This is a genomic window from Paenarthrobacter sp. TYUT067 (assembly GCF_023656375.1).
Lineage (GTDB): Bacteria > Actinomycetota > Actinomycetes > Actinomycetales > Micrococcaceae > Arthrobacter.
Window position 1 is genome coordinate 1 of record NZ_JAMOIT010000012.1, and the last position, 24,130, is coordinate 24,130.

A 24,130-nucleotide genomic window follows, 5' to 3' on the forward strand; every position below is an offset into this window, starting at 1 on the left:
TCGACGTGATAACAGGCTCAACCGGAGCATCCATTTTCGCCATCACACTCATGGTCGTCCTGCCCCTGACCGGTGCATTGCTGTCCCTTCGTAAGACGAACTCGGCTGGCATTCAAGACCACTGAACCAGCAGCGTAACTGGATGACGCAACGCATCGACTGCCTCACCCGAAACAGCGACCACCCTTCAGTAACTTGCCCAGTCCGTCGGCTATGTCGAGAAGGACCCGGGTCTGACCGATGTGAAACACCGTGCGGTGCTTTCGAACCCGCCCGATTTCGCCGCAGGCATCCGTCAAAACTTATCGGAGACCGGCTGGTCCAAGGTTCCTGAACGGACATGGTTAGACTCCTCGCCAATAGTTCTGCCGTGGTGTCGTCGTTGAGCTTTCTCGAGGCGCTTTGGGACGCCGGCAAGATGTTCAGGGGCGTAGCTGGATAGGGTCGGAGAGAGCTGATGGAAATACTGGCGTGGGTATCTGTTAACGCCAACCGAAAATAGGGCCAGGAACGCCAACTGAAAACAGGGCCACCGACCATTATGGAAGGTGATCAATTTGGATGATTGGGCGGAGATACGCCACCTGTTTTCGACGGGCAAGCACTCGAAGCGTGAGATCGGCAGGATCGTGGGGGTTTCCCGCGGAACGGTGGAGCGTGCGCTGGAGTCGGACCGGGTGCCGAAGTACCAGCGGGCAGCGGGAGTATCGAGTTTTGATGCGTTTGCTCCCAGGGTGCGGGAGCTGTTGGTGAAGACTCCGACGATGCCGGCCGCAACGCTGGCGGAGCGGGTTGGTTGGTCCGGTTCCGCGTCGCTGTTCCGGGCGAAGGTCGCCGCGATCCGGCCTGAATACGCTCCGCCTGACCCGGCCGACCGTCTGGTCCACGAGCCGGGATTCCAGGTCCAGTGCGATTTGTGGTTCCCGCATGATCCGCTACCCGTCGGTGAGGGTCAGACTGACACGCCCCCGGTGCTGGTGATGACCTCGGCGTTCTCGGGATTCATCCAGGCACGGATGCTGCCCTCCCGCACGACACCGGATTTGATCGGTGGGATGTGGGCGCTGCTGCAGGATGCGCAGGCGGTTCCGTCCAGGCTGTTGTGGGACAACGAGTCCGGCATCGGTCGGCGCCGGCCCACGGAGCCGGTGGCCGCGTTCGCCGGATCCTTGGGGCTGGAGGTCAAACTGCTGCCGCCGCGGGATCCGGAGTCCAAGGGCATGGTCGAGCGGATGAACAGGTTCTTCCGGCAACGCTTCATGCCGGGCCGGGACTTCCGCTCACCAGCGGATTTCAACGGTCAGCTGGAGGACTGGCTGCCCAAGGCCAACCACCGGTATTCCCGGTCCCGCCACGGCCGTCCTGACGAGCTGATCGTCCTGGACCGGGAGAAGATGCGGGAACTACCGCCGGTGACACCGGACACGGTATTCCGCAACGCGGTGCGGCTGCCGCGGGATTACTACGTGCGGGTGTTCTCCAACGACTATTCCGTGGACCCGTCGTTCATTGGGCGGATCGTGGATGTCACCGCTGATCTGGACACCGTCTGGGTCACGCACGATGGGGTGCTCATCGCCACCCACGTCCGGGCCTGGGCGCGGCATCTGGTGGTGACCGACACGGCCCATGTCGCCCGCGCGGCGGTGATGCGCCGGGACTTCCGGACCCAGCGGGTGCGCCGCCCCGAACCCGAGGAAGCCGTGCAAATCCGGGATCTGGCCGCCTACGACGAGATCTTCGGCATCGACCTCGGACAGGACCCGGCCGTGCTGCTGGAGGCGGCGTCATGAGCGGGACACCCTCGCAGATCGAGTACTACGCCCGTGCGCTGCGCGCACCCCGGATCAGCGATGGGTTCCGCCGCCTCGGGGACCAGGCCCGGGACGCCGGCTGGTCGCACGAGGAGTATCTGGCCGCCGTCCTCTCCCGGGAAGTCTCCGAACGCGAAGCCTCCGGAGCCGCGACACGGATCAAGGCCGCCCGGTTCCCCGCGCACAAGGACCTCGAGGAGTTCAACTTCGACCACCAGCCCTCCGCGGACCGGAACCTCATCGCTCACCTGGGCACCAGCGTATTTCTCTCCGAGGCCAAGAACGTGGTCCTGCTCGGGCCTCCCGGCACCGGCAAAACCCACCTCGCGGTCGGCATCGGCATCAAGGCGGCCAAGGCCGGGCACCGGGTCCTCTTCGACTCCGCGACGGGCTGGGTCGCCCGCCTGCAGGAGGCTCATTCCCGCGGGAAACTCGCCCAGGAACTGGTCAAGCTACGCCGCTACAGTCTCCTGGTGGTCGATGAAGTCGGCTATATCCCGTTTGACCAGGACGCCGCGAACCTGTTCTTTCAGCTGGTCTCCAGCCGCTATGAACACGCCTCGATGATTCTGACGTCCAACCTGCCCTTCGCCCGCTGGGGCGACGTCTTCGGGGACCTGACCATCGCCTCGGCCATGATCGACCGGATCGTCCACCACGCCGACGTCATCAGCCTCAAAGGCAAAAGCTACCGGCTCAGAAAACACCAGCCCACGGCCAGTACGGCACAATAGAACGAACAACAAGTGGCCCTGTTTTCAACTGGCACTAATGGCCCTGTTTTGGGTTGGCGTTAACAGTATCCATTGATGTCTTCATTCGTCCCGCGCTGCCAGCGCGAGTGTGGAATATGACCCGCTGATATGGCCGCCACAGTTTCGGGTGCCCGGACGCTGAAGTTCGCGCTCTTTTAGGCCTGCGCCACTTCGACGATTCGCTGGGAGTCCGCCCGGCAACTCGTGCCAGTCCTTGTCCGGGTTGCGTTGCGTAGGGTTGTTAGTTGCCAGTGAACCGCGGCTCGCTCCGGCTGTAGAAGGCGGCTTTTCCTTCGGCGAAATCCCGCGAAAAGTACAACTCCCGCTGGATTCGTTGCTCGGCGGCGAGAGCGTCGTCGACGTCCAGCCGCCCGGCCGCGAAGAAATCCTTGATCGCAGCCAGCGACCGCGGCGCGCGCCCTGCGAGCACGACGGCGACGTCCATGGCCCGCTGCAGCGCTTGGCCTGCGGGGACCGCCTCGTCCGCAAGCCCCAGCGTGAGCGCCTCGCGGGTGCCGACAGGGTCACCCAGCAGCAGTACCCGCTTGGCCGCGGACCGCCCGATCCGGTGCGATAGAGAGCCCATCAAACCGCCATCGGGGAGCAGTCCTAGGCGGGTAAATGGAAACAGTGCCGTTGCCCCTTCTGCCATGATGACTATGTCGCAGGCCGCCATCAGCCCAACACTAATTCCGGCTGCCGGGCCTTCAACGGCCGCGATCATGGGTTTCGCGGATCCGGCGACCAACTGCACCAGCGTCCGGATCCGGCTCATCCGTTCATCGCTGTCTTCCCTCGTCGCAGGGGGCATCGCGGAAAGTTCTCCGCCTGAGCTGAAAGCGCCGGCTGCCCCGGTGAGGACTAAAACGCGGACGGTGTCGTCCGCGGTGGCCGCAGCGAGGGCAGCGATCAGTTGTTCACGCATCAGTGTGGAAACGGGGTTGCGGCGAGCCGGATCATTCAGCGTCAGCACCAGCACACCGTCGTGCAGTGCGGTCAGCACCAGCCTATCCGTGGGCATTACCGCCCCGACGATCGTTGGCCCGCACTTCGGAGGACAAGAAGACAAGTCATGCGCGGGCTGCAACCCCTGCGCTTAGGCGTGAGTGGATCAGGTCCTCGGCCTCCTGGACAATCCTGGCCACCAACTCTGAGCAGCCTGGCACATCGTGAATGAGCCCTTGGACCATACCAACGGTCCAGACACCGGACTCGGGATCGCCCTCTGTATAGACCCGTCTGCCCCGGGACCCAGCCACCAAGTTCTGGACGTCCTGGAATGCACCGCCGTTCGCCAAGATCCCCACTGCCTCGCGGCTGACCGAGTTGCTTGCCACGCGCGAAGTATTGCGCAGTGGCCGAAAAATGAGCTCGGTCTGCAACTCGGTGGCAGCAACGATCGCGTCCTTGATCCTTGGATGAATTGGAGATTCCTTGGTGCACATGAACCGCGTGCCCATGCTGATTCCTTCGGCTCCAAGCGCCAGCGCCGCGACCAGCCCGCGGCCGTCGGCGATTCCTCCGGATGCAAGTACTGGTATCCGGAGGCGGGCGGTGGCTGCGGGAATCAGGACCAGGCCAGGGACATCGTCTTCGCCCGGATGGCCGGCGCACTCGAACCCATCGATGCTGACAATATCCACACCCAGAGACTCGGCCTTGAGTGCATGCCGCACACTGGTGCATTTGTGGATGGTCGTGATTCCCTGCGCCTTGAAAACGTCAACAAATGGACCCGGATTGTTTCCGGCGGTCTCCACCACGGATACCTTTTCGTTGACGATCACGTCGCGGTACTCGTCATAGGGAGGAGGACTGATGGACGGCAGTATGGTCAGGTTCACTCCGAACGGGCGGTCCGTTAGTTCACGACAGCGTCTGATTTCACGCACCAGATTCTCTGGTGAGCCAGTGGTCAGCGCGCTGATTATGCCGAGCGCGCCGGCGTTGGAGACGGCGGCCGCAAGTTCAGCGGTTGCCACCCACTGCATGCCGCCCTGCACCACGGGATGTTCGACGCCCAGAATCTGCGTTGCCCGTGTCTTCATGACCGGTTGTCTTCCCCGGTAATAACGCGGATCGGATTTAGCGTGCAGGCTACCCGCCCCGAACCCTTCAGTTTCACGGCATCACGTCCGGAGGTCCGTACCGCTTGTTTGGGCATACACGACATCACTGCCAGCACGTCAACCCTGCGGCGGGTCTGCGACCCCAGGGCGTCGGCCCGGTGGGCGCGGGCCGCAGTTGTGTAGACCTTCGGCATTTTATGAACGCTCCTTAGACTAGTTAGGTTTGGTCTGCTCGTCATGCGCCGGCTCCCGTCGACGACTGCTGGGGAGCTCGCCATGCAGCCACTGTGCGCGCGGCACCTATCGGCCATCAATAACCTACTGGTCGTCATTCCCTGGGCGGTCGGGAAGGGCCGGAATGAGCAGGACCTTGCAGGAGTCCCGGGAGAGGAGTCCGATGGCCTCGTCGAGAGCGGAAAGCGGAAGGCGGTGGGTGACGAACTTGGACAGGTCCAGTTTGCCGCTAGCGACAAGTTCAGCGATCTGCTCCCACGTACCCCAGAGAGCGCGCCCGAAGCTGCCTGTGAAGGTCAGCCCCTTCTTGATCAGGTACGCGGCGACGTCCAATTCAATCGGCCTTCCTGGAATCCCCACGGCGACTACCGTAGCTTCCCTGCGGAGGGCTTCAAGCAGCGGCGGCAGTGCAGCCGGTACTCCTGAAGCTTCGAAGGCGACATCAAAACCAACCTTGTCGCCCGAGAGTTTCCTACACGTCCCGACGACATCATCTTCGGGGGCAAGTGCTGTTGCGCCGAGGGCCTCGATAAGGCCTCTGCGATAGGCGTTGGGTTCCACAACGACCACATTGGCGGCACCCATGGCACCGGCAATTGCGGCGATGAACAGGCCGACGGGGCCTCCGCCGCTGATCACAACGTCAGCCCCGGGGAGGTATATCTTGGATCGTTGGATAGCGTGCATGGCGACCCCAGCCGGCTCGAGAAGGGCGCCCTGTTCCAGCGGAAAGTCATCGGGCAGCTTGAAGCAGGCCGCGGCTGGTACTACGAGCAGCTCGGCAAAGCCGCCATCTAAATGAAGACCGAGTAGTTCCATATTGAGGCAATTGTGGGCGTTACCGGTACGGCAGGGGTAGCAGTCCCAGCAGGCGACGTGGGACTCGAGTGCCACCCTGTCGCCCACATCGAGGGATTCAACACCTAAGCCGATTTCAATGACGGTGCCGGCACACTCATGCCCCAGCACAACGGGAATCTTGAGGTTGAATGCCTGCGCCATGGGCGAGTACTCGTAGAGTGCGCGGTCGGTTCCGCAGACCGAGGCTGCAGCGATTTGAATCTTTACCGTCCCGGCCGAGACCTGCGGTTCGGCATAGTCCGTGACGAACTCGACACCGCGCTCGGGCCTTGCCTTGACCACGGCACGCATGGTGCTGCCAGCATGGGCGGGTTCTACCTCGGGAGCACGAAGGGATTTCATTCTTGAAACCTGTCTGTTGGGATTTTGGCGCAAAAATGGGGTGTTGGTGCAAAAGGAGGTGCCGCCGTCGGCTCGGTAGAAGCCCCTCCCTTCATCCCCCGCGGGGGCTGCGGCGTGTCAGCCGAAGACCACACCACCGTTGACGTGGAGGATCTGTCCGGTGATGGTGCCGGCGTCGGGTGCGAGGAGGAAGGCGATGGCGGCGGCTATTTCCTCCGGCTTTGAGAGGCGTCCCAAGAGTGACATTCCGGCGATCCGGTCGCGGTCGGCGTCGCTCAATACGTCGGTCATCGGGGTTTCCGTTGCCCCGGGAGCGACCATGTTCACGCGTACACGGTGGGGGGCGAGTTCGCGGGCGTAACCGCGAACCAGTCCGATGAGAGCGGCTTTAGAGGTGGCGTAGGCGCCGTTTCCCATCAGGCCGCCTCCGGTGAAGGCGGCGGCGCTGCCCAGGACGACCACGCTTCCCAGTGCGCCGGAGCGGATAAGGTGCGGCCCCGCGGCGGAAATCGTGTTCTGTACCCCGATCACATTAATGTCGAGCACCCGCCGGAATTCGGCTACATCAATATCGAGCAACGGTGACCGGCTGACTATCCCGGCGGCGGCGACGACCCCGGTCAGGCTTCCCCCGTCGGCGAATTGGTCGGCGGCGTGCCGCATGGCGTCGGCGTCGGTCACATCGGCGGCAATCGCGAGGTGTCCGTCTCCATCCAGCGTCGCTACTGCTTCTGCGGCGGCCGTGGGGTTGATATCGACGATGGCTACCCGGGCACCTCTGGCCGCAGCCTGGCGTGCGCAGGTCAGGCCGATGCCTGATGCGCCGCCGGTGATGAGGACAGCTTCGGCTTTCACAGATTGGGGTTGATTCACGTTACGTGCTCCTGATGTTCAGTTCTTAGAGGATTGCCATTGCGTTGGCGGGGCTGCCGACGCCACCTAACAGGTTCAGCGGCTGTGCGGTGAGGAATACGTCGTACCGTCCCCGCAGGGTGCAGGCAGCGGCAAGTTCGTCGAGTACCCAGAGTTCACCGATAGTGAGTCCCAGCAGCGGGATGAGGATGCGGTGCAGCATCCCGCTGTGGCTGGATTTCGGCATCTTACCGGTGAGTTCTGCGTCGACGGTGAGGTTCGAATCTGTCGCCGGCCAAGCCTCGAGCGCGATGTTGTCCGACGCCACCACCGAGACCTGGTGATTCCAAAGCCAGGCCGCCGTGTCTTCCGACTGGCGAAGGCCCGGCGAACGAAGGACACCATCGGAACGATCAGGGCCCTGCCGGAAGTACTTCAGCCATCCGGTGCGGATCATGATGATGTCGCCGGGATGAATCGAACTCCCTTGCCACTCGAGCGTTGCGTCAAGGTCCTCGACGGGAATTTGTTCGTTTCGTGTCTGGTCGATGGGACGGCCGACCGCCTCGCGGTAGGCGCCCACATCGATGAGTAATCCTCTTCCTGCAATCCCGCGTTGCGCGACCGCTTGGATGCCGAGGTCGGGTTGCCCGGCAACCAGCCGCGTGGGATCGGCGTCGTTGTAGAAGCCGCGGTCCGGGTGCCCGAAGTGCCGAAGTCCGTCGATCTGCGTGGACGCCTGCAGGAACAGGTTGTCGATTCGGTCATCGCGGTGAAAGTCATTCAAACCGAACACGGTGTGTTCAATTAATCCGCGGTGGGCGATGATCGGCGGGTCGAACTCGGTTAACGGAAGGTTGAGCGGGACGACGTCGCCTGTCACGATGCTCCCGCGTGCGGCGAGCACGCGTTCGGGAGTGAGGTGGTTGAGCGTGCCGAGCTGATCTGCCGGGCCCCACAGGCCCCACGCCGTTCCCCGCAGCCGCCCGGGGCGATCGAGCAGCAGGTCGAACCGGGGGAACTCACCCCCTGAGGTATGCGGAAGGGCTTGAGGAGTCGTCATCGGCTGGTTCAGGATTCGCCCTCGGTCATGACCTGGTGGATCTCGATCATGTTGCCGGCGGGGTCGGTGAAGAAGATCTGGTGCCAGCCCTCGACCGACCAGATGCCCCAGTCGTCGAACGGGATGTTGTGCTCGGTCAAACGCGCCTTGATCGCCTCAATGTCATCTGTCCGGAATGCGAAGTGCCCCCCGATGAGCGGGTTGACAGAATGCCCTTCCTGCGCCGCCAGATATGGCTGACGCTGGGTGGCGTGGATCTGAAGCTCATTGGGGTCGCCGGCGTCGAAGAACTTTGCGGCGGAGTCCCACTCGGCGTCGCCGTCGATGTCCTTGTCCGCATTCTTGGACGTCGCGATCATCGCAGGGGAGGGGAGTTGGTTCAGTCCCAGGGCCTTTCCGTAGAAGTCGGTCAGCAGCGACATGTCATCGGAGGTGACATTGACGTGGTGGAGACGGAGGTAAACCATTATGGATCCTTTGATTGATTGATTGATTGATTGATTGATTGATTGATTGATTGATGGGTTGGGATTGGGAGTGCGGGTTTTTGAACGGTGTCAGAGGTCCACGCGGTAGCGGGCAACCTTCTCCGGATCGAGTCGGACGCCAAGGCCGGGCCCGTCAGGGACACGCATGTGCCCATTCTCGATCAGGAGTGGTTCCTGGAGTAGTCCGTCGGCCATGTCCAGGTAGTTGGACAGTTCCGCGGCGGAGCGTGAGGTGATCTCTTGGGATGCGCCGAACACGAGCGAGCAGACGGTGCCGAGGTGCGCGTCGATCTGGTTACCGATGACTGCTTCGATCCCGAGACCCTCGGCAAGGTGGGAGACACGGAGCGAGTCGGAGAATCCTGTCCGGGCTGTCTTAATGCTCACTGCGGTCGCTGCACCCGAGAGGATTTCGCGGGTGACGTCTGCGGGCGTCGGAGCGCTCTCGTCGGCGACGAACGGGATTGGGCATTGCGAGACGAGCCAGCGTCTGCCCAGTACGTCATCGGCGGGGCAGAGTTCTTCGACGCGGCTGAGACCCACGTCTTCGAGCTGACGGACCGCAAGGGCGGATTCCGCTGCTGTCCATCCGCGGTTCCCGTCGATGTACAGTTCGGCCTCGGGCCCCAGGGCTTCGCGGACGGCTTTGCAGACGGCCACGTCCAGGGGGATGGGCCGGCGTCCGACCTTGATTTTGAAGCTCGAGATGCCGAGCGTCTCGCGCAGTTGGATGGCCTCGGCGGCCACGACCTCGGGATCATCGAATCCCAGCATGTGGCTGACCTGGAGCTGGTCGGTGAAGCCTCCCAGAAGGCTGTGGACCGGGGTTCCGATCGTCTTGCCCCATGCGTCCCACATGGCCATGTCGATTGCGGCTTTGGCGGTGGGGTTTCCGACTGTCCGTGCGAGCCGTGACCGGACCTGTTCGCGGTCGAGGATTGAGAGTCCGATGATGGCGGGTGCGAAGATCTGCTCGATCACGGCGACGATCGACGCTTGCGTCTCACCGTAGGTGTAGGGGCGCGGGGGTGCTTCGGCGATTCCGACTACCCCGTCGCTGGTGACGATCTCCACGAGAACGTTGTCTGCAAGGTCGATCGATCCGCTCGCGAACCGAAGCGGTTTGCGATAGGGGATCGCATACGGCACGGTGCGTACGTCGAGGATGCGGGCCGCCGTTGACGGCTCATGGCCCGGAGTCGCTGTATGGGTGGCTGTTTGAACAGGCAAAGTCTCGGTCATCCTTCGGTGTGCGGATTGTCGGCTGTCCGTGCAGCCGTTTCGGTATTCAAAGTCCCGCGGAGGCCCCCTGTGTGGCGGTCAGCCCATCCGATCAGGATGTAGAGCAAGATTGCCGCGAGGGCGAAGAAGCCGGACATGACCAGGAGCCCTGCGGAGGTCGTTCCGGTGAGGTCGGTAAGCCACCCCAGAATGTAGGGGCCGACGAGTCCGCTGGTGTTACCGACAGAGTTGACCAGGGCAATGGACACGGCGGCCAGTGCGCCGGCATAGACCTGCGCGACGGTCGCCTGGAACGTGGACAGGACGGCGAAGAAGCCGGCAGCGGCGACGCTCACGCCAATAAGTGACAGGAAGGGGTTCCCCGAGAGAACTCCGATGAGAAGTCCCAGCGCGGCGGCAACCATCGGGATGGTGAGGTGCCAACGACGTTCACCCGTCCGGGAGATGCTGCGGAGGATAACAAACATGACGATCGCCGAGAAGATCCACGGAAGCGCGGAGACGTAACCGGATGCGACAGGGTCGAGGTGGAATTGCTCTTTGACGATTGTGGGGAGGAAGTACGTGATCGACCAGAATCCGATCAGGATGAAGAAGTACGTGACGGCGAACGCCCAGAGTGACGGCCTCCGCAGCGCTGCCGGGAGCTGTTTGAGTTCATGCGCTCCGGAATCCGTTCGCTGTGTGACGTTCTGCGCAAGGTATGCCTTTTCTTTTTCGTCCAGCCAAGGCGCCTTTGCCGGCGAGGACGGCAGGAGGAAGAAGATGACGACGGCGAGGATGATTGCCGGCAGGCCTTCGAGGACGAAAACCCAACGCCACCCGGCGATGCCGCCGACGCCATCCATGAGAAGGATCGATGACGTCACTACGGAGCCGGTCGCCAAGGCGACAGGGACAGCGAGGTTGAGCCACGAAATTGCTTTCGGCAGCAGTCGGGCCGGGCACCAGAGAGCGAGGAAGAGCATCGCCCCGGGAGAGTAGCCCGCCTCAGCCAATCCGAGCAGGAACCGCATGATGTAGAGGGTGACATCGTTCTGCATCCATGCCATGGCGATGGTCACGATGCCCCAAGAGACCATGATCCGCGCCAGCCAGATTCGTGCGCCCACCTTGGCGAGGAACATGTTCGAGGGGATCTCGAACAACAGATAGCCGATGTAGAAGAAACCGGCCGCGAGGCCGAATGTCGCAGCAGTAAGGCCCAGGTCCTTAGACAGCGGGCCTGCGATCACGCCGAGATTGGCGCGGTCTATATAGGAGATGAACATCCCGAGCATTAGGAGCGGAAGAACCTTGACCGTCACTTTTCGGAAGACGCGGGCCTCGATGCCCGGATCTACCGCCACAGGTGTTGTTGTCATCGCAATTGTCTCTCTTCATTGAGGGCGTGTGATTTGGTGCCTTCACAAGAGACTAGCTACAGATTCTTCTCAATAGAAATACCAATTGCCTCTCATTTGAGAGCGAAACCAGAAAGATCAGGGGTGGGTAGAGCCGACTCCGAGACCTTCAGGACTGCCGCAAGCGCGGGGGACTGGTCATCCTTGCGCCAGGTCAGCGTTGCGAACATATGGCTGGGGTTAATGTCGACCAGTTCCCGGTAGACGATTCCGACGGACTGCGCCGGCGTCACGGAACTCAGGGTGATGGTGATGCCCGCCCCGGCAGCTACAAGGGCAAGCGCGGTCGCCGAGTCGGGCGACACCTGGACCACCCGTGGCCTGAACCCGGCTGTGATGCAGAGGGCAAACATGGTGGCCTGGAGAATTGATCCGGTGTCAGAGGGAAGGCTGACAAAATCCTCGTCGTGTAGGTCCGCCAGCGAAAGATTGGGCTGATTGGCCCGTGGATGCCCCTCTGGCAGTGCACATAGAATCTGCTCCACTTCGACCACGCGCGATTCGAGCTCCGGGTGCGGCGTAGGAAGGCGCGCGAAAGCAAGATCCAGCGAGCCCTCAAGGAGCTTGTCCAGCGCCGTATACACGTAGGTCTGCGATTCCAGCTGCAACTCGATTCCGGGATGCGACTCCCGCACCGCCCGGGTCAGTAGCGGAAGGGCGCGCTGGCTCGAGGCGCCGGCGAAGGCGATCCGCACCCGCCCCTGGTCTCCGGCGGCGATCGATTCAGCGAGATTCTGGACCGCGACAACCTGGCTGAGCACCTTTCGTGCCGGAATTAGCAACCTTGAGCCTGCATCAGTCAGCGCAACGCTGCGCGTGCTTCGCTCGAATAGCTGGAGGCCGAGACTTTGTTCGAGCTGCTTAATGCGCGCACTAAGTGGCGGCTGGGACATGTGCAGCTTCGCGGCTGCCCTGCCGAAATGGAGCTCTTCGGCTACAACGGCGAAAGCCTCAAGATCCTTTATATCCACGACTCTGTGCTCCCTGATTTAATTATTCTGTTCTCTGGATCAGTTTAGCCCTAATTAGTATGAAATCCGGGTACTATCCCAGGCTGTTTGGACGGATACTAGAGAGCGTGTGTTGCGCCGAAGCAACAAACGTTCCGCTCATGCCGATGTGTGCGGAGGAAGGAAAATCTCATGGTTGAACGTCTTCTTGTTACCGGCGGTGCGTCAGGAATCGGACGCGCAATCGCACTGCACGGACTCGAACAGGGATGGGAGGTTGTCATCCTCGACAGGCAGCACGCAAGCGTCGGCCGCTCGATTATCGCGGACCTCTCCGACGTCGACAGCACTGCCGAAGCCCTGGAAACGGCCCTGGCGGATGGTCCTATTACTCGCCTGGTCAACAACGTTGGCGCCGTCTTCCCAGCCCCGCTCCGGGAGCAGACTCTGGGCCAACTTGATCAATCACACGCACTGAACCTCCGATGTGCCGTGCAGTGCACCCAGAGTGTCCTCGAAGGCATGACGGAAGCTGGATTCGGTCGCATCGTCAACATGTCCTCGCGCGCTGCTCTGGGCAAGGAACTGCGCACCGCCTACGCTGCCGCCAAGGCCGGCCTGATCGGCTTGACCCGGACATGGGCCCTAGAACTGGGAGGAGACGGGATCACGGTCAATGCGATCGGGCCTGGACCGATCGCCACCGAGTTGTTCATGAACGCGAATCCGGAAGACTCGCCGCAGACCAAAGCCATCATTTCGTCCGTTCCCGTCGGCAGGCTCGGCCAGCCAGAAGACATCGCCAACGCTGCCGGTTTCTTCCTCCACGAGCGATCCGGGTTCGTAACGGGCCAGACGCTGTATGTCTGTGGCGGACTTACAGTCGGATCGAATCCAATGTGAGGACAATCAAGAAACTGTGAATACAGTGTCCGCGGCGACCTTGGCCCGCCAGCCAGAGTCGTCAATTAACAGGTAAGCGACGCTCTGAGCCCGGTTCCGGGCGAAACCCTAGCGAAGATCGACGCTCCGGAGCATGACGGCACGCACCGCGAAGAACGAACAAACCTCATTGCCCAAGGGGGTGTAATTTACTGGTCATGGAAAGTCGTTTCGAACCACAGACGGTGTTCGCCTTGTCTACGACGATCACGGCTCCCTAGGGCCACCGATGCCGCCCCACGTCGGACAGTTCCTCACCGAAGTCGGGGGCCTCATCGATTTCCCCGAAGGGGCCGTGCTTCAACTGATGGTCGATCACTCCGCCGCCGACTGGCGAGACGTCGTTCCGACGGTCAATGTGCCGTCCTGGGTAGCCACCGGCCGTTACCCGCCGTCATTCCGCTAAAGGGATGCAGTGGTTTGCGCAGTCCCTGCCCTCAATGGAACGAACCCGAGGACTTCCACCGGGAACTGCGCGCTTTCCTCCGGCGGTCCCTGCGGTAGTGGTGACCCTAATGGGGTGTACCGGTAGGTCCGTCCTTGCGGGGGCATGCTGGGTATCCGAGCCGCTGGTGGGCTGAACGCGATGTGAGGAAAGCCCCCTCGATTGAGGGGGCTTTCCTTGTCATGGCGGGTCAGACGCTGTGGCTCAGATCCATTTCGGTGCGGCCGGCACCGGACCGTTGCTGGCTTCAGTGCCGGGCCCGGTGGCGGTGACGCCGCCGTGGCCGCGTCCTGCGGCCCATTCGACGACGGCCGCGAGCGGTCCGGAGACCACCGTGGGGGACGCCGACGTCGTGTCCCCGAACGTGAGATTCCGGTCCGTCACCGTGACCACGAGGCCCGCGTCGGTGCCGCGGGTCTTCCAGGCTCCGGTGATGTCTTTGAGGAGCCGTTCCAGGACGGGGACGGGGATGTCCCGGAAGGCGGCGCCGTTGTCGAGGTCGACGGCGTGCATCCAGACTTCACGGCTGCGCATCCAGACCGTTTCCGTGGCGGGCACTTCGCGGCCCTGGATGGTCCGCACTTTGTGGTGCCAGGCGTCCTCGGGCAGGTCCCGCCATTCGACGTTCAGGTGCACGGCGGAGTGGTCGAAGAGGTGCCGCAGCGCGATCGGGCTCAGGGTTGCCCCGAAGTCGATCTCATGGTCGCGGACCTCGGTGGAGGCGTACATCGGGGTTTCCACCCCGGTGGCCGCCCACTCGATGAGCCGGGCAATCGCCCGGGCGTTGTAGCCGATGTGCGCCGTGATGTGGCGGCGGGTCCAGCCCGGCAGCAGCGTATCGCCGTCGAGCTCCGCGTCACTGAGCTCGTTGAGCTTGCGGGCGAAAAACGCCGTGCCCCGGCGCGCCTGCAGCAGGGCCGCCAGCAGCTCCGGGTCCGTCGTCTGGTCGTGGCGGGCAACCATCAGGCTTCCTTGATGACGCGGTTCTTCAGTTCTCCGAGGCCCTCGATGGTGGTGACCAGGAGCTGGCCCTCCTGCAGGTAGCGCTTCGGATCCTGGGCATGGCCCACGCCTCCCGGGGTGCCGGTGGCGATGACGTCGCCCGGGTTCAGCGTGATGATGGTGGAGATGTAGGAGACGAGGAACTCCGGGGTGAACACGACGTCGTTCGTGGGCGTCTGCTGCTGGATCTCGCCGTCGACCGCGGTGGTCATCAGGCCGCCGCTGAACTCGTCCCTGGTCACCAGGGCGGGGCCGAACGGGGTGGACTTCTCCCAGGTCTTGCCCTGCAGCCACTGGATGGTGCGGAACTGGTAGTCGCGCATGGACACGTCGTTCAGGACGGCGTAGCCGGCGATGTGGTCCGCGGCGTCGGCTTCGGAAATCCGGCGGCCCTTCTTGCCGATCACGACGGCGAGTTCGGATTCCCAGTCGACAGTGGACGATTCCTGCGGCAGGGCCAGGTCATCGTTCGGGCCGATCAGGGATTCCTGGTACTTGGCGAACAGGGTCGGGAACTCGGGGACTTCCCGGCCCATTTCCTTGATGTGGTTGCGGTAGTTGTGGCCCACGCAGATGATCTTGCCCGGGGAGGGGACGACGGCGGCCAGGTCCGCGCCCTCAAGCGGGTGTGTGGCGCCGGCCGCGGCCTTCGCGGTGGCTTCCCAGTCCGCGGAGCGCAGCAGCTCTCCGACGTCGGCGAAGCCGTCGATCTCGGTCAGCGTGGTCCCGTCCTGGCGGACGGCCTTATTGCCGGCGGGGGTACGGAGGGTGAGGAGTCTCATTTGTTGTTGCGTCCTTCGATGTAGGTGCGGTTGAAGTTCAGCCGTTCGAAAATGGGGGCGTCGCTGAAGCGGAAGAGATCAAACTCCGTGTCGGCCTGCAGTGACCAGGCTGCCCAGGACGGGACGACGAACAGGTCGCCCTTCTCCAGGTTCCTGGTTTCGCCGCCCAGGACCGCGGAGCCGCGGCCCTCGAAGACCTGCCAGACGCTGGAGCCGACCTCGTGGAGGGTCTCGGTCGAGGCGCCGGCGCGGAGGCGGTGGAATTCGGCCCGGATGGTCGGCATCACATCCCCGCCCGTGGTGGGGTTGGTGAAGCGGACCGCGGCGTGGCCCTGGGACACGGTGGCCGGGTGGCCCTCGTCCTCAAGCAGCAGCTGCTCGCGCAGGGCGCGGTCCGTGTATTCCCAGCGGTAGGCCGCGATGGGGGAGCTCGTGGTGTCATCCAGGCCCGAGAGGGGGCGCAGGCCCGGGTGCGCCCAGAGCCGCTCGGAGCGGGAGATGTCCGGGGTGGCCTCGTCGGTGACACGCTCGGTGCCGAACTCGAAGAACCCGGCGTCGGCGTAGTGCACGAACGGGATGTCCAGGCCGTCGATCCAGGCCATGGGCTCATCGGTGTCGTTGTGGTGGCCGTGGAAGTTCCAGCCCGGGGTCAGCAGGAAATCCCCGCGCGACATCCGGACCGGGTCCCCGTTCACCACCGTCCAGACGCCTTCGCCCTCGACGACGAAACGGAAGGCGTTCTGGGAGTGGCGGTGCTCCGGGGCGGTCTCGCGCGCACCAAGGTACTGGATCGCCGCCCACAGCGTCGGGGTGGCATACGGCGTCCCGGCCAGCCCCGGGTTGGCCAGGGCAATGGCGCGGCGTTCCCCGCCCCGGCCCACCGGGACCAGATCCCCGGCGCGCGCGGCCAGCGGGTAGAGATCACTCCACCGCCACACGTGGGGCACCGCCTTGGGCGTCGGGACCATCGGCATGAGGTCCGCGATCTCGGTCCAGAGCGGGATCAGGTTCTCCCGGTCAAAATCCCGGTACAGCTCTTTGAGCTGGGCAGCCTCTTCGGGCGTCGGCTCCGGAGCAGTGTGCCCCGCGGCCACTGATTCATGAGTGATGTTCTCAGGCATAGCAATCCTCTACTTGGCGTGGGCGCCGGCGGCAGCCAGGCGTTCGGCGATGTCGGCGCGGAGGTCTTTTTTGTTGATCTTGCCGACCTTGGTGGTTGGCAGTTCGTCGACGACTACGAGATGCTCAGGGATTTTGAAGGCAGCAACACCGGTCCGGCGCAGGAGCTCCTGGATTTGTTCAAGCGTCACTTCGCGTCCGGGTTTGACCGTGATGTAAAGGCAAAGCCGTTCACCAAGCATCTGGTCCGGCATTGCGACCGCGGCTGCCATGGTCACGTCATCGATCCGATAAACCAGGCTTTCGATTTCCTCGGCCGAGATCTTCTCTCCTCCGCGGTTGATCATGTCCTTATCGCGGCCCTGGACGATCAGGTTTCCGTCGGGACGCCGCTCGACAATGTCACCGCTGGCGTACCAGCCGTCAGCGGTGAATGCCCGCGAGTTGGCCTCGGGGGCGCGGTAATAGCCCCTGGGTGTGTAGGGTCCGCGGGTCAGGATGGAGCCCGGGACGCCGTCCGGCAGGTCCTCGCCGGCTTCATCGACGATGCGCACCTCGTCGGCTTCGGACACGGGGCGGCCCTGCGTAGTGCAGATGACGTCTTCGGGATCATCCAACCGGGTGGTGTTGATGAGCCCCTCGGCCATGCCAAAGACCTGCTGCAGTGTCGCTCCCAGGACTGGCTTCACTTTCCGGGCAATCTCGTCCGGAAGGCGCGAACCGCCGACCTGAAGCACCTCGAGGCTGGCCAGCTCCTTGGTGCCGGCTTCCTGCTGGTACTCAATCCATCGCTGGGCCACCGCGGGGACCGCGGTTGAAAGTGTCACGCCCTCACGTTCGATGGCGGCGAAGGCCTTCCGCGGTTCGGGGCTCGGCAGCATGACCACGCGGCCACCGGCGAACAGGATTCCGAGGATGCCAGGGCAGGCCAGCGGAAAGTTGTGGCTAGCCGGAAGGGTGCCCAGATAGACAGTGTCCTCGGTGACTCCGGTGGGAATGGACGTGGCTTTGATGTTGTAGGCGTAGTCGTTGTGGGTTCTGGTGATCAGTTTGGGCAGCCCGGTGGTGCCCCCCGAGAGAAGAAACAGGGCTGGCGAGTCAGGCGACGGTGCACCGGCGTTCAGCCGGGCGCGGGCGCCCGAAACGTCCTTGCCTGGTGCCAGGATTTCCTCGAGACGTACGTTCAGGGGGTGCGCTGCACCGGAAACGAGGATGATTTCCAGCGACGAAATGCTGGACGCAAGTTCTTCGGCCAAAGCCTGGTGATCAAAGTCCTTGATCACGTCCGGTACGGCGATGGCCCGTGATTCGGAGAGCTCTGTGAGGAACGACAGCTCATATTGCCGGTGCGCCGGCAGAGCCATCACCGGGATGATGCCGGCCCGGAAACACGCCAGGGTCAGCACCGTGAACTGCCAGCCGTTGGGCAACTGGACCATGATGCGGTCGTCCGGTTTCAGGCCCAACTGCAGGAGGCGTTCCGCGGCCGCATCCATCCTGTTGGCCACCTCGGCGTAGCTGAGCCGGACATCACCGTCCACTATTGCGGTTTTTTCCGGCAGCCGGTCGGCGGTTTCCAGGATATAGGCTCCGAGCGGGCGGTCTTCCCAGTAGCCCTTGCTGCGGAATTCTGCCGCAAGGTCCGCCGGCCAGGGGATGGTTCCCTCACTGGTGTGGCTCGTCATTTCATGTCCTCCTCGACATTGATAACTACTGCATCAAGGGCCACGAGCCCGTCGTGGGTCAGGCGCAGGGGGTTGATTTCGATTTCCGCGATCGCGTCATTGGAAACAAGCGCGTCGCCGAGCCTGACCAGCAGGGCCGCTAACTCCTCCGTCTCCAGCATCGGCCCGGAACGGAAACCGTACAAGAGCTCGCGCGCCTGGAGGTCGCCGGGCATGCCCTCCGCCACACGGACGGACAGGGGAGCGGAGCGGATGGAAATATCGGCGAAGACTTCCGCAGTGGTGCCACCCAGACCTAGTACGGCGATCGGTCCGAAGACGGGATCACGGCGGACGCCGACCACGAGGTCGATACCGGATGGGGCCATTACCTCGACCAGGAATTCGCGGGCACCGGCGGCTTCAAGGCCGTCCAGCGCCCGGTTCATGGCCTCGGGGGAGTTCACTCCCAGGTGCACGCCTCCGATCTCGGTCTTGTGCAGAACCGCGGCGTCGAGCAGCTTGACCGCAACGGGACCGCCCAGCTCGGAGAGAGCGTCCTGAGCCGCGGCGCGCGTGCTGCAGCTTCGCCGGGCAGGGGTGGCGATGCCGAGTGCGCCAAGGAGTTCCTTGGCGCGGTTCTCGTCCCAGGGCCCTTCCAATGCCGGCCAGGTGAAGGCTCCAGCGGGTGCTTCGGCGCGCTGGAATTGCCCGCGGGCGTCGTTGACCAGAGCTGTGATGCCGTGGGCCAGCGAGGTCGGTCCGCTGATCAGCGGCAGGTCATGCTGGTGGGCTGACTTTCGGGCCCGTTCCAGGTCGCCGTCGGGTCCGTCGACGCCGATCAGGAACGGCATTGTGTCAGCTACACCGGAATTGGCGACGGCGAGAGGAAGGTCGGCGACGGGTTCAGTCAGTCCGTACACCGCGACGACATCGATGGCCGGGTCGGAGGCCACTGCGGCCACGACCTTTTCGTAGCCGGGACCGGGGCGGCCGGTGTCCACGGGGTTGGCCTGGAAGGTCAGCGGCGGCAGCAGAGTGCCGATGGTGTCCTGGCTGGTCTGGGCCAGGCGCGGCAGCGTCACGCCGGCGCTGTGGAGGGCATCGGCGATCAACAGTCCGGGGCCGGCCTGGCCTGTGATGAGTCCGACTCCGGGGTCGGCCGCCGGGGCAAGCCGCCGCCCGGCCAGGGCGGTGACAGCGGCAACCAACTGGTTCTCGTCGTCGACGATCACGGCACCGGCCTGTTTCAGGACCGCCCGTGTGGTGCGCCAGGATGTGGCCAGGGCACCCGTGTGGGACTGGGCGAACTCGGAGACGTCATTTCGCCCGACGACCAAAGCCACGACCGGTTTGACGGCACTGAGCCGTGAAACGGCGTCGATGAGGGCTGGTCCGTCGGCGACGGTTTCCAGGTGCAGGGCGACTGCCTTGGTGTGTTCGTCGGAGATCAGGAAGTCGAGGACGTCGGGCGCGCTGATGTCGGTGCCCGCGCCGATGCCGACGGCGAGGCTGACGCCCGCTCCCGCGCGCTGCAGGTGGAAAGCAAGGACGTGGTTGACTCCGCCGCTGGCCGCCACGACGGCCACAGAACCCGGTTCCAGTTCAGCGACGCCGGGAACGAAGCTGGCGCGCAGGTTGCGGCGGGGGACGAAAAAGCCGGACGTGTTCGGGCCGAGCAGCCGAATGCCGGTGTCCCGGACAGCTTCCTCCACCTGGCGGGCGAATTCGATGCCGGGACCGCCGGCCTCGGCGAACCCCCCGGCGCAGACCAGGGCAGCCGTGGCGCCGTTTGCCGCACTGTCACGCAGGGCCTGGGCGGTGGCTGCGGCGGGTACGCAGAGCACTGCCAGATCGGGGCCTCCCGGAATTGCTGCTGCGGCATCGGCGATGCTGGTATGCATGCCGTTTTCGCCGCGGCTGTTGACGAGCTCAACGGGAGCCGGGTAGTTGGCCAGCGACTGTGCCATAACGGCGCCGAGCTTTTCCGGACTGGCCGAGGCGCCCACGACGATGATGCCGCGGGGTGCGAATAGTGGCGTGAGGCTATGCATTGGTTGCCTCCGTGCCTTCCGTTGCAACGGCGTCTGCCCGGCCGGAGAGCACCAGGGTCAGAGCCGACACTGGCCCCCGGTCATCGACGATGACGCTGGTCAGGCCCCGGCCCAGGCGGGCTTCCTCTGAGAGGAGGATCCGCGTGAACGGATTGCCGCCCTGGATGACGACGGCAGCAGCCCGGGCAGGCAGGTGCTCGAAGGCGGCCGGCAGACCCGCTTCGGTATCAGGCGCGGTGATCAGGAGCCCGGTGGTGGCGTCGGCGTCGGCCGGGTTGGTGCTCAGGGCAATACTGCCGCCGGGGCCGGTCAAGGCCACCTGGCCGTTCTGCTCGGCCACGGAGAGCTGGCGCCCCGCGAACTCGACGGAACCGGCGATCAGCGGCGTTTCCAGCGGTGAGTTGCCGTGTCTGGTCAGCCAGTCGTGTTCCGCAGATGCCACCAGCTCCGGGTCGCGCTGGCGGATCTTGTCGATGTCGATGCTGCGGGAGAAGAAATGGAAGGTGAACTGGGTCGGGTCGAAGGAGTTGTAGTACCGGGCGAAGTGTTCCCACCAGCTCAGGCCGCCGCGGGCCTGGTTCTGGATCTTGGCAACCTGTGGCTGGCGTTCAGCTTCGTAATTTGTGAAGGCGAGTTCGAGGTCGTCCTGGTGTTCCGCGATTTCACGGACCAGGCTGATGGCGTCTTCCATGGCCATCTTGGTGCCGGAACCGACGGAGAAGTGGGCGGTGTGTACAGCGTCGCCGAGCAGGACGACGTTGCCCTTGTGCCAGGAGCGGGTGCGGCGGGTGCGGAAATTCGCCCAGCGGGAGTTGTTTGCCACCAGCGGTTCACCGGCGATGTCTTCGGCGAACAGTTTCTCGAGGAAACGCTGGGTCTTGAGGTCGGAGGGTCCAGGGGGCTGGCTGGCATCAAATTCATCGAGGCCGGCCTTCCGCCAGGTGTCTTCGTCGGTTTCAACGATGAAGGTGCTGAGCTCATCGCTGATCGGGTAACCGTGGACCGCGAAGTTGCCGAATTCACTTTGCCGGTGAACGAAGGTGAGCCCATTGAACTTGTAGGTCGTGCCGAACCAGATGAACTTGGCAGTCGCGGTCTCGGCGGTGTGGCCCAGGCTGTCGCCGAGCTGTTCGCGGGTGGAGGAGTTGGCGCCGTCAGCGCCGACAATCACATCGAAGTCATCGAGCTGCGACAGGTCGGGGACGTACTGGCCAAAGCGCGTATCGACGCCGACCTCTGCCGCCCGGTCCTGCATGAGCTTCAGGAGGGTCTTGCGGTAAATGGCGGCCATCCCGTTGCCGGCGAAAGACTTCTGTTCACCTTTGAGCCAGACCTCGATGTCCTCCCAGTGGGTGCCGTAGTCCCGGAGTCCGTTGCGAACTACGGGGTCGGCGTCGTTGATCCGATTCAGCGTTGCGTCGGAGAAGACCACGCCAAAGCCGAAGGCGTCAGATGCCTGGTTCCGCTCAAAGAGCACGACGTCGGCGTCGGGAACGGTCTGCTTGAACAGGGTTGAGAAGAACAGTCCGCCGGGACCGCCGCCAATGCAGGCTATGCGAAGTGCCATCGATGCCACCTTTTAGAGATTTTGGGGAGGACGTGTGCTACGTCTCCTCCTCATTATGTAACGATTCTCGGCTGATCGTCAACTATTTGTTACATATCGTCCTCGGGAGCCGCTGTACGGACCTTGCCGTGATTTCCTCAACGAACCACGGCCAGCTTCGCGCCTCGACCGGGTCACGCCACGATCTCCTGGCCCTCCCCGATGGGCTGACCAATAATGCCGGAGACGAATTCGTTGGCGGCAGGCCCGAGCTGGCGGTGTATTGCACCAAAAAGGCTGTACGCCTCACTGCTGGGCCAGCCCTTAGGCTGCAGCTCGAGGGGCAGGTGCGGGTCTCTGAAGGGGAAGCGGCGAAAATCACCGATAAGGCGCATCCGTTCGATGAGTGCTGTTCGCCCGTCCTTGCCGGCGTTGACTTCCTCGTCATCGAGGGCGGCATAGGTGCGGATGAATTCCTGATAGTCCGCGCCGAGTTGGTCCAGATCCCAGCATCGTGCGGCAAGGTCCCTGTCCTCCTCGAGGTCGCCGGTCCCGCACCAGAGGGCATCAACTTTGGCCTGCGGATAGTCGGCGGCAATTTCGCGGACCTCGGAGATGAGGTCGTGCGGGCTCAGCCAGGTCGATGGTGACAGCTGGCCGAAACCATGCCAAGCGAGCTGCTTGCGGAGTTGTTCGCGGACGGCGCGTTCGGATTCCGGAACCTGGTAAATGGCCATGGTCCAGCGCCCCTCCCAGTTTTCGTCCCGCTGCCGGAAGATCCGTTCGCGCCCCTCGTTGAGGATCTCCAGCATGTGGGGGGTGAGTGCGTAGACCGTTTCCCGTCCGACGCGCCGGGTGGTGAACCAGCCCTCCTTGCGCAGGCGTGAGAGGTTGACGCGGACCGTGGCCGGCTCAATTTCGAAGACGGCGAGGAGCTCCGTGATATCAGCCAGCCTGACCTCGCTCCCGGCGTACCGGAGGTAGTCCCCGAAAAGATCCAGGATCAGGGCTCTGGGTTTCCACTGCATAAGGCTTCTCCAATACTTGCTTGCCCGGGGCGGGCGTCAAAAAGGAAACATGCAACACGCCTGTTGACGCACAACACATTTATGTTACATTCAGTTGTGGGTCAGATCACATCCGAACGGCCCCTCATCTCTGGCACAGCCACAACGTCGTGTATATCACCTGGAGTCCCCAATGGCTTTTCAATCGCCTGCCTCATCTCCGGTTCGCCCTCGCAAATCGGCAGCCGCTGTCATCTTCCTCTGTTTCCTCGCCATCGTCTTCGACGGATACGATCTGGTCGTCTACGGAGCAATCGTCCCCAAACTCCTGGCCTACGAACCCTGGGGCCTGACCCCGGTGCAGACCGGCGCCATCGGCAGTTATGCGCTGGCCGGAATGTTCATCGGCGCCATCCTGATCGGGTACCTCACTGACATCGTCGGGCGCCGGAAAGTCATGATGGTTTCCATCGCATCCTTCTCAGTGCTGATGCTGCTCACCGCCTGGGCGCCGACTCCCGAGCTCTTTGGTTTATTCCGTTTTCTCGCCGGCCTCGGCCTGGGCGGTGTAATCCCGACGGCGATCGCCCTGACCGTGGAGTTCTCCAAGTCGAACCGCCGCAACTTCAATAACGCCCTGATGTTCTCCGGATACGCTGTCGGCGGGATCCTCGCCGCGCTTCTCGCTCTCGCCTTCCTGCCCGCGCTCGGGTTCCGCGGCATGCTGGCACTCGGCGGCGTTCCACTCATCGCCGTTGTGCCTCTGCTGTTCAAGTTCCTTCCGGAATCCCCGGCATTCCTCGCTGCCAAGGGGGACCGGGTACAGGCGGAACGCATCATCTCCGAATACGGGCTGGAACCGCTGCCCGAAGCACCGGCACAAGGGGACGTGCCCGTGCACGGCCGTTTCCGCACCCTGCTGACCGGGCGCCTGCTGACTGCAATGATCCTCTTCAGTCTGGCCGGCGTCTGTGGCCAGACCCTTGTCTACGGGCTCAACACTTGGCTGCCGCAACTCATGGTCATCGCCAAATACTCGCTGGCCTCCTCCCTGACATTCCTCCTGACGGTCAACATCGGCGCAGTCGTCGGCGTGCTCGTTTCCTCCAGGCTCGCCGACCGCTTCGGGCCCCGGCCGGTGACCGCAACGGCTTTCGCGAGTTCCGGCCTGGCGCTGGTTCTCATGGGAACCGGGGTCATGCCGCTTCCGGTCATGTACTTGCTGGTCGCGGTCGTCGGCTTCGGGTCAGTGGGCGCCCAGGTACGACACCGCGAAGATGGCGAGCGTGGCGAGCAGCGAATCCGGGCCTCCGCCAAAGACTACCCGGGACAAAACCGTTGCCATGAAGAGATACAGAGTGAAGTCGTACCACTCGACGATGGTGGAAAGGGCGGCGACGGCGATGGAGGCCTTCGGCAGCGCCTCAGCGCGTTGGGCCGGCAGTACATGAGTTGCCGGCCGGCGTGCCGGGTACACAGGGGGACGGCCTGAAGGG

Annotated in this window: 22 protein-coding genes; 5 read left to right on the plus strand and 17 right to left on the minus strand. The window is 63.6% G+C overall.

All coding sequences use genetic code 11. The features are described from left to right. The first annotated feature begins 548 nt into the window (after positions 1–548). Both istA and istB read left to right on the plus strand, forming a co-directional pair. Complete coding sequence (istA, locus tag MOD31_RS12110) at positions 549–1,793, plus strand: IS21 family transposase (RefSeq protein WP_024365141.1); 1,245 nt, start codon at positions 549–551, stop codon at positions 1,791–1,793. Further along, positions 1,790–2,548: an IS21-like element helper ATPase IstB gene (istB, locus tag MOD31_RS12115; protein ID WP_024365140.1), complete on the plus strand. Its 759-nt coding sequence runs from the start codon at positions 1,790–1,792 to the stop codon at positions 2,546–2,548. Before istA ends, istB begins: the two co-directional genes overlap by 4 nt. Before the next feature lie 262 nt (positions 2,549–2,810). Here istB and MOD31_RS12120 read toward each other — a convergent pair whose 3' ends face one another. From MOD31_RS12120 to MOD31_RS12165, 10 genes are all read right to left on the minus strand, one after another. Then, the gene (locus tag MOD31_RS12120) at positions 2,811–3,590 is read right to left on the minus strand and encodes an enoyl-CoA hydratase/isomerase family protein (protein ID WP_084507773.1); all 780 of its coding nucleotides are present in this window, start codon (positions 3,588–3,590) and stop codon (positions 2,811–2,813) included. 49 nt (positions 3,591–3,639) lie between these two features. Next, the gene (locus tag MOD31_RS12125) at positions 3,640–4,617 is read right to left on the minus strand and encodes a nitronate monooxygenase family protein (protein ID WP_024368564.1); all 978 of its coding nucleotides are present in this window, start codon (positions 4,615–4,617) and stop codon (positions 3,640–3,642) included. Then, complete coding sequence (locus tag MOD31_RS12130) at positions 4,614–4,832, minus strand: hypothetical protein (RefSeq protein WP_250820728.1); 219 nt, start codon at positions 4,830–4,832, stop codon at positions 4,614–4,616. The genes MOD31_RS12125 and MOD31_RS12130 overlap by 4 nt, the downstream gene beginning before the upstream one ends. A 124-nt stretch (positions 4,833–4,956) precedes the next feature. Further along, entirely contained in the window at positions 4,957–6,075 is a 1,119-nt protein-coding gene (locus MOD31_RS12135; protein WP_237739663.1) for a zinc-binding dehydrogenase, read from the minus strand. 117 nt (positions 6,076–6,192) lie between these two features. Then, positions 6,193–6,948 carry an SDR family oxidoreductase gene (locus MOD31_RS12140; protein ID WP_250820729.1) on the minus strand — a complete coding sequence of 252 codons (756 nt, stop codon included), beginning with the start codon at positions 6,946–6,948 and terminating at the stop codon, positions 6,193–6,195. Positions 6,949–6,973: 25 nt separating this feature from the next. Further along, positions 6,974–7,990: a cyclase family protein gene (locus tag MOD31_RS12145; protein ID WP_024368562.1), complete on the minus strand. Its 1,017-nt coding sequence runs from the start codon at positions 7,988–7,990 to the stop codon at positions 6,974–6,976. 8 nt (positions 7,991–7,998) lie between these two features. Next, complete coding sequence (locus tag MOD31_RS12150) at positions 7,999–8,457, minus strand: VOC family protein (RefSeq protein WP_024368561.1); 459 nt, start codon at positions 8,455–8,457, stop codon at positions 7,999–8,001. 90 nt (positions 8,458–8,547) lie between these two features. Next, positions 8,548–9,708 (minus strand): mandelate racemase/muconate lactonizing enzyme family protein, encoded by a 1,161-nt coding sequence (locus tag MOD31_RS12155; RefSeq protein ID WP_051181239.1) that lies wholly within the window; start codon positions 9,706–9,708, stop codon positions 8,548–8,550. 8 nt (positions 9,709–9,716) lie between these two features. Beyond that, complete coding sequence (locus tag MOD31_RS12160) at positions 9,717–11,084, minus strand: MFS transporter (RefSeq protein ID WP_024368559.1); 1,368 nt, start codon at positions 11,082–11,084, stop codon at positions 9,717–9,719. A gap of 92 nt (positions 11,085–11,176) precedes the next feature. Then, positions 11,177–12,094, minus strand: a complete 918-nt coding sequence (locus MOD31_RS12165; protein ID WP_024368558.1) for a LysR substrate-binding domain-containing protein — start codon at positions 12,092–12,094, stop codon at positions 11,177–11,179. Positions 12,095–12,265: 171 nt separating this feature from the next. Here MOD31_RS12165 and MOD31_RS12170 point away from each other — a divergent pair, with 171 nt between their 5' ends. Both MOD31_RS12170 and MOD31_RS12175 read left to right on the plus strand, forming a co-directional pair. Further along, positions 12,266–12,976 (plus strand): SDR family oxidoreductase, encoded by a 711-nt coding sequence (locus tag MOD31_RS12170; RefSeq protein WP_024368557.1) that lies wholly within the window; start codon positions 12,266–12,268, stop codon positions 12,974–12,976. 268 nt (positions 12,977–13,244) lie between these two features. After that, positions 13,245–13,421, plus strand: a complete 177-nt coding sequence (locus MOD31_RS12175; RefSeq protein ID WP_250820730.1) for a hypothetical protein — start codon at positions 13,245–13,247, stop codon at positions 13,419–13,421. 243 nt (positions 13,422–13,664) lie between these two features. Here the strand turns inward: MOD31_RS12175 and MOD31_RS12180 are convergent, their stop codons facing one another. The 7 genes from MOD31_RS12180 to MOD31_RS12210 all read right to left on the minus strand — a co-directional run bounded on the left by MOD31_RS12180 (position 13,665) and on the right by MOD31_RS12210 (position 22,655). Beyond that, on the minus strand, positions 13,665–14,423 hold the full coding sequence (locus MOD31_RS12180) for a maleylpyruvate isomerase family mycothiol-dependent enzyme (protein ID WP_250820731.1): 759 nt from the start codon (positions 14,421–14,423) through the stop codon (positions 13,665–13,667). Then, positions 14,423–15,244 carry a fumarylacetoacetate hydrolase family protein gene (locus MOD31_RS12185; protein WP_250820732.1) on the minus strand — a complete coding sequence of 274 codons (822 nt, stop codon included), beginning with the start codon at positions 15,242–15,244 and terminating at the stop codon, positions 14,423–14,425. Before MOD31_RS12185 ends, MOD31_RS12180 begins: the two co-directional genes overlap by 1 nt. Continuing rightward, positions 15,241–16,365 carry a cupin domain-containing protein gene (locus tag MOD31_RS12190; protein ID WP_250820733.1) on the minus strand — a complete coding sequence of 375 codons (1,125 nt, stop codon included), beginning with the start codon at positions 16,363–16,365 and terminating at the stop codon, positions 15,241–15,243. The genes MOD31_RS12185 and MOD31_RS12190 overlap by 4 nt, the downstream gene beginning before the upstream one ends. A 9-nt stretch (positions 16,366–16,374) precedes the next feature. After that, positions 16,375–18,048 carry a (2,3-dihydroxybenzoyl)adenylate synthase gene (locus MOD31_RS12195; protein ID WP_024366099.1) on the minus strand — a complete coding sequence of 558 codons (1,674 nt, stop codon included), beginning with the start codon at positions 18,046–18,048 and terminating at the stop codon, positions 16,375–16,377. Next, complete coding sequence (locus tag MOD31_RS12200) at positions 18,045–20,081, minus strand: acetate--CoA ligase family protein (RefSeq protein WP_250820734.1); 2,037 nt, start codon at positions 20,079–20,081, stop codon at positions 18,045–18,047. Before MOD31_RS12200 ends, MOD31_RS12195 begins: the two co-directional genes overlap by 4 nt. Continuing rightward, on the minus strand, positions 20,074–21,648 hold the full coding sequence (locus MOD31_RS12205; RefSeq protein WP_024366097.1) for an FAD-dependent monooxygenase: 1,575 nt from the start codon (positions 21,646–21,648) through the stop codon (positions 20,074–20,076). Before MOD31_RS12205 ends, MOD31_RS12200 begins: the two co-directional genes overlap by 8 nt. 173 nt (positions 21,649–21,821) lie before the next feature. Then, a complete protein-coding gene (locus tag MOD31_RS12210) occupies positions 21,822–22,655 on the minus strand; it encodes a PaaX family transcriptional regulator C-terminal domain-containing protein (protein WP_250820735.1) in 834 nt (277 codons plus the stop codon). 172 nt (positions 22,656–22,827) lie between these two features. On the opposite strand from MOD31_RS12210, the gene MOD31_RS12215 reads away from it, so the two are divergent. Then, positions 22,828–24,126 (plus strand): MFS transporter, encoded by a 1,299-nt coding sequence (locus tag MOD31_RS12215; RefSeq protein WP_250820736.1) that lies wholly within the window; start codon positions 22,828–22,830, stop codon positions 24,124–24,126. Positions 24,127–24,130 lie beyond the last annotated feature (4 nt).

Coding starts and splice junctions, on each gene's coding strand:
- istB (WP_024365140.1), top strand. CDS start 1,790: ATGAGCGGGACACCCTCGCAGATCGAGTACTACGCCCGTGCGCTGCGC.
- MOD31_RS12120 (WP_084507773.1), bottom strand. CDS start 3,590: ATGCCCACGGATAGGCTGGTGCTGACCGCACTGCACGACGGTGTGCTG.
- MOD31_RS12125 (WP_024368564.1), bottom strand. CDS start 4,617: ATGAAGACACGGGCAACGCAGATTCTGGGCGTCGAACATCCCGTGGTG.
- MOD31_RS12130 (WP_250820728.1), bottom strand. CDS start 4,832: ATGCCGAAGGTCTACACAACTGCGGCCCGCGCCCACCGGGCCGACGCC.
- MOD31_RS12135 (WP_237739663.1), bottom strand. CDS start 6,075: ATGAAATCCCTTCGTGCTCCCGAGGTAGAACCCGCCCATGCTGGCAGC.
- MOD31_RS12145 (WP_024368562.1), bottom strand. CDS start 7,990: ATGACGACTCCTCAAGCCCTTCCGCATACCTCAGGGGGTGAGTTCCCC.
- MOD31_RS12150 (WP_024368561.1), bottom strand. CDS start 8,457: ATGGTTTACCTCCGTCTCCACCACGTCAATGTCACCTCCGATGACATG.
- MOD31_RS12160 (WP_024368559.1), bottom strand. CDS start 11,084: ATGACAACAACACCTGTGGCGGTAGATCCGGGCATCGAGGCCCGCGTC.
- MOD31_RS12170 (WP_024368557.1), top strand. CDS start 12,266: ATGGTTGAACGTCTTCTTGTTACCGGCGGTGCGTCAGGAATCGGACGC.
- MOD31_RS12175 (WP_250820730.1), top strand. CDS start 13,245: ATGCCGCCCCACGTCGGACAGTTCCTCACCGAAGTCGGGGGCCTCATC.
- MOD31_RS12180 (WP_250820731.1), bottom strand. CDS start 14,423: ATGGTTGCCCGCCACGACCAGACGACGGACCCGGAGCTGCTGGCGGCC.
- MOD31_RS12185 (WP_250820732.1), bottom strand. CDS start 15,244: ATGAGACTCCTCACCCTCCGTACCCCCGCCGGCAATAAGGCCGTCCGC.
- MOD31_RS12190 (WP_250820733.1), bottom strand. CDS start 16,365: ATGCCTGAGAACATCACTCATGAATCAGTGGCCGCGGGGCACACTGCT.
- MOD31_RS12195 (WP_024366099.1), bottom strand. CDS start 18,048: ATGACGAGCCACACCAGTGAGGGAACCATCCCCTGGCCGGCGGACCTT.
- MOD31_RS12200 (WP_250820734.1), bottom strand. CDS start 20,081: ATGCATAGCCTCACGCCACTATTCGCACCCCGCGGCATCATCGTCGTG.
- MOD31_RS12205 (WP_024366097.1), bottom strand. CDS start 21,648: ATGGCACTTCGCATAGCCTGCATTGGCGGCGGTCCCGGCGGACTGTTC.
- MOD31_RS12210 (WP_250820735.1), bottom strand. CDS start 22,655: ATGCAGTGGAAACCCAGAGCCCTGATCCTGGATCTTTTCGGGGACTAC.
- MOD31_RS12215 (WP_250820736.1), top strand. CDS start 22,828: ATGGCTTTTCAATCGCCTGCCTCATCTCCGGTTCGCCCTCGCAAATCG.